The sequence below is a fragment of the Microcoleus sp. B4-C2 genome (assembly GCF_036705265.1).
Taxonomy (GTDB): Bacteria; Cyanobacteriota; Cyanobacteriia; order Cyanobacteriales; family Microcoleaceae; genus Microcoleus.
This window is the reverse complement of record NZ_JAUBUB010000166.1, coordinates 1-7125: the sequence shown is the minus strand read 5'-3', so window position 1 is coordinate 7125 and position 7125 is coordinate 1. Positions and strand designations below refer to the sequence as shown.

Genomic DNA, 7125 nt, shown 5'->3' with positions numbered 1-7125 from the left:
TTTAGAGACATAAGATAGGCTGCACACTGAAATTATATTTTGACTATTATAGGATCAATCATTCTGTGGCGTTCTCTAAATACAATATCATCCGCCCACTGTAAGAGTTCCTCAGTAGTCATAGATTGAGTTAGGGTTGAAGTCGGGCTTAAGGTTATCTTAATTTATCATACTTTTCCGTACCTTGACAACGCAATCATACCTTATCACCTATAAAATAAAAAAAATCCTGACTTTATCGTACTTTTTAGACTTGTAATATTTCCGTCTGATAAACTAAGCTAAATTAAGCAATCCCTACCGTGCTTTATAAAACTATTAATTTTTATATCATGTTGGAAATTTCTCAAGTTTTTGATGCTGACTATTATTCTACAATGAATCCTGATTTGCCAGCAGCAGGGTTAGTAAATCACGAACAATTATTCAACCAATTTATTCAGTTTGGTGTCAATGAAGGACGGAGATTTTCACCTTATGTTGACTTGGATTTTTATGGCTCAGTTAATCCAGAATTAGCGGCTATCGGCTTGAGAAATCCCAAACAGTTACTTGACCATTTAATTACTTATGGCATTAATGAAAAACGTCTCTTCTCTCCCAACGTTGATTTGAATTTTTATGCTGCTACTAATTCAGATTTAAGAACCGTCGGATTGACAACAGGGGAGCAGTTATTTGACCACTTAATTAATTATGGCGCGAAAGAAGGAAGACAACTTATTTCGTCTGTTTCTTCGCCGTCTCAAGGTAATCCAGCTAACACGGTATTCTCTCAACCGCTCAACACTCCTCCAATACCCATTCCTCAACCGCCCAGCATTCCTCAAATACCTGTTCCGAATGTTCCTTCTTTCAGATTTGCAGATTTTGTTGCTAGTAGTGATGCCTCTAAAAAACTATCTAGTAGTTCTTTAGAGCCTGATATTCATAGAATATTAGCTACAAGTTTACAAACTGCGCTCGGTCAACTGAAAAAGTTTGTTATCGATCCTGTTTATTCTGATAAGATGACCATTACTTTTGGAGAAAAAATTGATTTAGAGGGAGCAAAACATTTACTTCAAGAGTTAGCAAATGGTCAGTATTTACCTCAAATTGAAATTCTTTCAGCCAAAGATATCAATGGCTATAATGGTGGTTTTGATATTCTCACAAATACAGTTTACATTTCAGAAGATTTCCTGCTGCAAAACGCCAAGAATCCAGACGCGATTTCTAGTGTTATTCTTGAGGAGATTGGTCATTTTGTTGATGCTCGCGTCAATGCAATCGATTCTGTAGGAGATGAAGGAGAAATTTTTTCAGCTTTGGTTCGAGGAACTAATTTGAGTCCGGCTGATGTTTTGACTTTAAAATCTGAAAATGACCAAGTTACTATCAGTCCCAATGGACAGCCTATTTTAGTTGAAACATCAGCCTCAGCGTGGACAACTATTGTTTATGATGGGAGATTTAATAAAGTGGGAGATACTACTTTGCCCAAGCGTAATGATGGATTAAATGGTGTAAATGTAGACTGGGGAAGAGGATCTGTCGCAGGACGTTCGGATAAATTCATTGCTGGAATGTGGAATTACTCTTACTTTGATGCCAATAAAACCTATAATTTTCGTGTCAAAGCAGATGATGGATTTTATTTATTTGTGACTGATGCTGGAGAATGGAAGCCTCTTACAAATCAATGGGAGAGTGCTTACAAAGAAAATGACAACTATAAGACATTTAAGGACTATACTTTTACGCCTACCACCAGTGGCAATCAATATGTTTACGCTTTTGTCTATGAAATAGAAGGTGATGCGTATTTTGATCTTTCTTGGGATAAGGGATTGGATAAAAATCGCGGCGATTTGAATTATGCAAAGGGTGATACAACTCTTCAATATATGTATGAAGAGATGAAAAATAATGCTTCAAGTGATTATGTTAAGAACATAAAAAACTACAAAGATATATGGTGGATTCCTACTTCGAATGTCACGGCTTATGATCTGTGGCTAAATATAGTTTCTGATGGTCAAGAATGGGATCACAAGCCCAAATTAGAGTCTAATTTAAATTTGAAAGGTACAAATTATGGTTATCTTGTCTGGGGAAATAGCGATCGAGAGTTCTATTACGATATCTGGTCAAATATTCACTACGGTTACGTTGGAAAAGCGGCCGGCTATTCTGACTTCGAGCTACAAGCTGCTTCAAGTTTAAATGATTTAGGTAAAGGCAATGTAGACTTTAAGGATACCAACGCAATCAAGTTAGGCATTGAGTTATGGAATGAAACAGGCGGTAATCCTAATAACTTAACCCCTGAAAAATTGAGGCAAAAAGTGATTAGCAAAGCCTCAGAACTCAACACGATTAACATTGTAAATGGAGCCTAAAAAAATAATGCTCTCAGTGATGGGGGCATTTGTTGTTTCAGGTAATAAATTAAGTCTCGACGTTTGACTGGTTTTAAAGGAGGCATCAGGCAACTTCCTTGGTAACTGTAAGGTCGATATTATCAAGAACAGGTAAAGGAAGATTCAGGGTGAGACTAAGTAAGATCCAGTCTTCCAATACTTCTTGCAATTCTTCACGGGCAACTTCGAGAGTTAGAGCATTTGCATAGACTCCCTCACAAATAGGAATTTCTCCGTAGAAAGTCCCATCATCAGGGAAAATTTCATACTTAGCTTGCTTCATGGCAGCTTGAATGTATTTAGTTAACATATTAAAGCAATCTCCTTTAAGGTGACAAAACGAATTGGGATGATATCAAGCCCACCTTGATTAGCAATAGAGCCAAAGAAAATTATGGCGTGTCCATTGAGATTACGATCTATCAAAAAAATCATGCTTTAGCATCAAGTTTTGCCTTCGCGGCTCGAAGTTTTTCCCAAGCAGCTTCGGTTCCGGGTCTTGGTGGCTGGGCGGCAATCCGAGCATTGAGATCGCGATTTTTTTCTTCGTAGTACAGCCGCAGTTCCTCAGCTTCCTTAAGAACCATTTGATACTCAGCTTCAACATCAGCGCGATTTGCCTCAATATAAGCTAAAGCCACATTAATTTGTTCTTCTGTAAGATCAAACAATCCTCTGATAAACTTAGGCGGATATTGAGCCGTCACATAGTCCATGATGTCGTAGATGGTGATGCGCGTACCTGCGATCGCTAGTCCTCTTTCTGTACGGATGATAGCTGTTTGTTCGTTAGGTATGCTTGTCATATTTATAGCCTCCTACCAGTTATCTCTATATTACTAGCTGATTAATTGCCAGCCCTAGATGTGCTATCGCTAGAGTTGTATTCGCTAATAGCCGATCAATATTATGCGGTGAATGCTTTTATGCAATTGATGTAGAAATTGAGAAGAGTGCAGCACAAGCATTGTTAACTTTCATTAGAAGTGTCACCCGATCGCCCTTGAAAACTAATGCGGCGATAGACTTCAGACATCGGAAGTTCTATATTTAAACTGTGCAGGACGATCGCCCGATCGATCCCATCGCAAACTTGCCATTGCCAGCGATCGCTACTTTGGCGATCGCCATTATAATATTGCTCAATGTAGGGTTCAGCTTGACTAACCAGCAAATATTCACAAAAACTAGGAAGAGAGCGATATTTTCTGAACTTTTCACCTCGATCGTAGCCTTCAGTAGAGGGGGAAAGAACCTCGACAATCAGTAAAGGATTAAGAATTTCATCCGTGCGATCGCCATTGAATTCCGGTTCGCCATCAATTACCATAACATCGGGATAAGTTCCATGATTGAAGCTAGGAATCCAAATTCGTAGATCGCCGTTATAGATTTGAAAATTTGTGTCTCGCACAGTCACGTTAAGAAAAGTCGTAATGTCTACGGTAATACGGCTGTGAGCAGGGGAACCTCCTGGCATAGCGATAATCTCTCCGTTACAGTATTCGTGACGTTCTTCGGCTGTTTCCTCGATCGCCCGGTATTCATCTGGAGTAAAGCGAGTCTTTGTCGCATCGGGAAGATTTGGCGGGTTGGTTTGAGTAATAACCACGATCGCACCTCCTAAATAATTAGACCTTAAATAATTATGGCTGGCAGCTAGATAATTGTCTCAACGCACAGGCGATCGCTTTTTGAGCAAATAAATAATATGGGCGATCGCACAATCTCCTGACATCGCGTTCTCAAAGTTGAGATCCTTCGTGGCTCCGCTGCACCGCAGTATTTAACTGCTGGCGCTGTGCAATTTTGATTAACATCCTCAATGCGTCATTCACTGCTGCATCATTAGGAAAAGCTTGGGCAATATCGGGGTCTAAAAGCACCAAGTTTGTCCCTGCACGATATTGCTCAACATACTTGCCTTTAACACCTCCTTTCATCTGAGCAAAGTCATACTCAGCAAGTAATTCGTCTTCCATTTCGTTCTCAATATCCTTCTTCATAAAACCTCTGCTCCTGGCGGGTAGCTTTTCTGGCACTGATGATTTTTACTTTTTCTCCTCGATCGGTGTGTGCAACAATTAAAAGTTGTCCATACCTGGATATACCAATAATAACGTACCGGCTTTCTCCGATGGAATGCTGAGGATCGGGAAAAGTTACAGATAGCGGGTCAATCGATTTTAGATTTTAGATTTTAGATTTTAGAGGCGACCCCACGGATAAATGCGGGGGGCTTGAGGATTTTCGATTTTCGATTTGGGATTGATTCCACGGATAAATCACGTGGCGGGTAGCATCAAGAAATTCGTGGTCATTAAATATGGTTGTGGCTTCTTGAAAGGAAACACCATGCTTCTCAACATTTAGTGTCGCTTTGTCTGGATTCCATTCAAATTCCATAAATAACTCTCCATGCCTTTTTCCGCTTCGGCTTCACAACCGCTAAATTCTCGCTTTCCTTTTAGTTTTAACACTCAATTGCTTAGTAAGCGATGTATAATAATGCAAAGCAAAAAGCAGATTAATTACAAAAAACACCAAAGTTAAAACAAATGTAAAAAAAGACGTAAACGACAGCCGGGAAGTCATCGTAAACATCGCCAAAATGATTGAGCAAAGGCCAAAACCGGAAGCAAAAGAACTTAAAAGCAGCAACCGAACCTTAGACATAGTTTAATTTAAAGATTATCAGTAAAATACACTCTTGGCATCCACAGAGGAGTGCCAAATGATACTTATTACTATATAGCGGAATTGCTCAGTTCCGCCAAGGGCAAAACGACTCTTTTCCTAAAAAGGTTTGAATTATACAGAAAAATACAGCCCGCGCTCTTGTAAACTCCTGTTGCTCGACTTAATATCAATCAAAGAAATTGCCCAGCCTCTGCGAGCATTCCACCTTTCGCCCCTTACAGTCACCGCAGCCGCAATCCCGCTGACAGCAAAGTATTCGCTTCCAAAACCGCGCTTTCCCTGGGATTCCAAACATTGCCAAAATCCACAAACGCCGTCACCTGCAAAACTCCCTGTTTGTCGCGGGTGCGCTTGCATCGGATACCGCAACTCGGCTGAATCACAAATCCCGCTATCGGTCAGCAAAGCCTCCTGACCAGGAATTTCAAAGGTGGTACCCGCCACGTGATTTATTCCGTGGAATCAATCGAAAATCGAAAATCGAAAATCCTCAAGAAAGAGCATTTATCCGTGGGGTCGCCTCTAAAATCTAAAATCTAAAATCTAAAATCTAAAATCGATTGACGGTAGCCCCGCAATGTGTCTGAGTCCCCTATACCCAATGGTTCGATCGACAAAAGCTCTGCCCCAGCCAATTCCACATCCGATCGCACCACCAGCAGCCTCTCAGGAACCCACAACCGCACGTACTGCAATTGACAAGCGAATTTCAAAGGTGGTACCCGCCACGTGATTTATTCCGTGGAATCAATCCAAAATCTAAAATCTAAAATCCTCAAGCCCCCAAATTTATCCGTGGGATCAATCCAAAATCTAAAATCTAAAATCTAAAATCGAATGACCCCGCCAAATCAAAAATCGACGGTCAGGGCTGCTGCTGCTCACCGTAGCGCCAAATGCTGCCACTCCCTGACAAAACTGCGATCGCGCCGCCAAGACATCTCTCTCCCCTCTGAGTAAAATCCTGAAACAGCCTCAGCACCGCAACCCGATTTCTACCCCGATTATCTGCTTCCGGCGACAGCGGAAAATCCTTTCCCAGCAAAGATGTATCGCTTTCTCGACTGCGAGTACCAATACCGATCGCGATTTCTCTTCTCGGATTTTGCACGATCGGCTCGCGGTAAATCAACTGCCAACTACTTCAAATCGATCGACTTTTATCGTACCCGGAATCTTAGCAATTCTGGAGGCTGTGTCGGCGCGGGAACAGCAGGCGGCAAAAGCTGTTCGCCTGAAAGCAAGAGCGCTGGTGGCGCGGGTTACGGGAGACGAGGCGGATTTGGCAGCCGCGGGTTGGGAATCGGCAATTCGTGTCTGTTTTCTCCTCGGTTCGGCAATTGAGGGAGAGTTTCTGGGGCCTCACTTTGGGTCAATTGATCGAACTCCGGGATGCTATTGTCTTGCTCTTTACTGTCTCTATTTAATTCTGAACCTGAGTATAAATCACGAAGCCGATCGCGATCGTCTGCTGTTTCTTGATCTAGTTTGAATTGAGACGGTAAATTCTCCTGCACAATTGGCGCTTGCACCCCTGAGTCGGTAGCAACCATCGACGCGCCAAGACTTAGAGCTGATAGCAGTGCGGGGCAAATAGCTGCAATTGAAAAACCAAGTGCTAATGCCTTGAAAAACTTGATTTTACAAAAGCCTCTAGAAAATTGCACGGGCATGACAGATTAGCCATATTTGATAGTTATTTACACTTACGATCGGGCGCAGCCGACGCAATTGCAAGGAATAAAATTACTCTATCACTTTTTAAACAATTAATTCCTTAACTCAATATAAAGATAGTTGACAGCAACTCTAGTTTGTGTACTTCACAATTACTGAAAAAACTCTAACCGAAAGCATCCAGGATACCCGCCACGTGATTCATCCGTCCAGAAATAAAAAACCTGTATCCGATGAAACTTGCCCCCGGAATTTATCCGTGGGGCCAATTCTAAAATCTAAAATCTAAAATCTAAAATCTAAAATCTAAAATCTAAAATCTAAAATCTAAAATCTAAAATCT

11 protein-coding genes are annotated in these 7125 nt (G+C 41.2%); 2 read left to right on the top strand and 9 right to left on the bottom strand.

The features are described 5' to 3' along the window. Positions 1–332 precede the first annotated feature (332 nt). Complete coding sequence (locus QUB20_RS27795) at positions 333–2384, top strand: polymorphic toxin type 44 domain-containing protein (protein ID WP_333251260.1); 2052 nt, start codon at positions 333–335, stop codon at positions 2382–2384. Positions 2385–2469: 85 nt separating this feature from the next. Here QUB20_RS27795 and QUB20_RS27790 read toward each other — a convergent pair whose 3' ends face one another. The 9 genes from QUB20_RS27790 to QUB20_RS27750 form a co-directional block, all read right to left on the bottom strand. After that, positions 2470–2715: a type II toxin-antitoxin system HicB family antitoxin gene (locus QUB20_RS27790; RefSeq protein WP_333251262.1), complete on the bottom strand. Its 246-nt coding sequence runs from the start codon at positions 2713–2715 to the stop codon at positions 2470–2472. 121 nt (positions 2716–2836) lie between these two features. Next, positions 2837–3211 carry a DUF433 domain-containing protein gene (locus QUB20_RS27785; protein WP_333251266.1) on the bottom strand — a complete coding sequence of 125 codons (375 nt, stop codon included), beginning with the start codon at positions 3209–3211 and terminating at the stop codon, positions 2837–2839. Positions 3212–3375: 164 nt separating this feature from the next. Further along, positions 3376–4017 carry a Uma2 family endonuclease gene (locus QUB20_RS27780; RefSeq protein WP_333251269.1) on the bottom strand — a complete coding sequence of 214 codons (642 nt, stop codon included), beginning with the start codon at positions 4015–4017 and terminating at the stop codon, positions 3376–3378. A gap of 133 nt (positions 4018–4150) precedes the next feature. Then, positions 4151–4411: a hypothetical protein gene (locus tag QUB20_RS27775; RefSeq protein ID WP_333251271.1), complete on the bottom strand. Its 261-nt coding sequence runs from the start codon at positions 4409–4411 to the stop codon at positions 4151–4153. Then, positions 4395–4586 (bottom strand): BrnT family toxin, encoded by a 192-nt coding sequence (locus QUB20_RS27770; RefSeq protein WP_333251284.1) that lies wholly within the window; start codon positions 4584–4586, stop codon positions 4395–4397. The genes QUB20_RS27775 and QUB20_RS27770 overlap by 17 nt, the downstream gene beginning before the upstream one ends. A gap of 12 nt (positions 4587–4598) precedes the next feature. Next, positions 4599–4811: a hypothetical protein gene (locus QUB20_RS27765; RefSeq protein ID WP_333251272.1), complete on the bottom strand. Its 213-nt coding sequence runs from the start codon at positions 4809–4811 to the stop codon at positions 4599–4601. A 405-nt stretch (positions 4812–5216) separates the two neighbouring features. After that, positions 5217–5549, bottom strand: coding sequence for a hypothetical protein (locus QUB20_RS27760; protein WP_333251274.1), 333 nt, complete (start codon positions 5547–5549; stop codon positions 5217–5219). A gap of 92 nt (positions 5550–5641) precedes the next feature. After that, positions 5642–5818 (bottom strand): hypothetical protein, encoded by a 177-nt coding sequence (locus tag QUB20_RS27755; RefSeq protein WP_333251277.1) that lies wholly within the window; start codon positions 5816–5818, stop codon positions 5642–5644. Positions 5819–5970: 152 nt separating this feature from the next. Continuing rightward, positions 5971–6216 carry a hypothetical protein gene (locus QUB20_RS27750; protein ID WP_333251279.1) on the bottom strand — a complete coding sequence of 82 codons (246 nt, stop codon included), beginning with the start codon at positions 6214–6216 and terminating at the stop codon, positions 5971–5973. Between QUB20_RS27750 and QUB20_RS27745 the strand changes: the two genes are divergently transcribed. Beyond that, a complete protein-coding gene (locus tag QUB20_RS27745) occupies positions 6211–6597 on the top strand; it encodes a hypothetical protein (RefSeq protein WP_333251282.1) in 387 nt (128 codons plus the stop codon). The genes QUB20_RS27750 and QUB20_RS27745 overlap by 6 nt on opposite strands. Positions 6598–7125: the final 528 nt, after the last annotated feature.

Coding starts and splice junctions, on each gene's coding strand:
- QUB20_RS27795 (WP_333251260.1), top strand. CDS start 333: ATGTTGGAAATTTCTCAAGTTTTTGATGCTGACTATTATTCTACAATG.
- QUB20_RS27785 (WP_333251266.1), bottom strand. CDS start 3,211: ATGACAAGCATACCTAACGAACAAACAGCTATCATCCGTACAGAAAGA.
- QUB20_RS27765 (WP_333251272.1), bottom strand. CDS start 4,811: ATGGAATTTGAATGGAATCCAGACAAAGCGACACTAAATGTTGAGAAG.
- QUB20_RS27790 (WP_333251262.1), bottom strand. CDS start 2,715: ATGTTAACTAAATACATTCAAGCTGCCATGAAGCAAGCTAAGTATGAA.
- QUB20_RS27775 (WP_333251271.1), bottom strand. CDS start 4,411: ATGAAGAAGGATATTGAGAACGAAATGGAAGACGAATTACTTGCTGAG.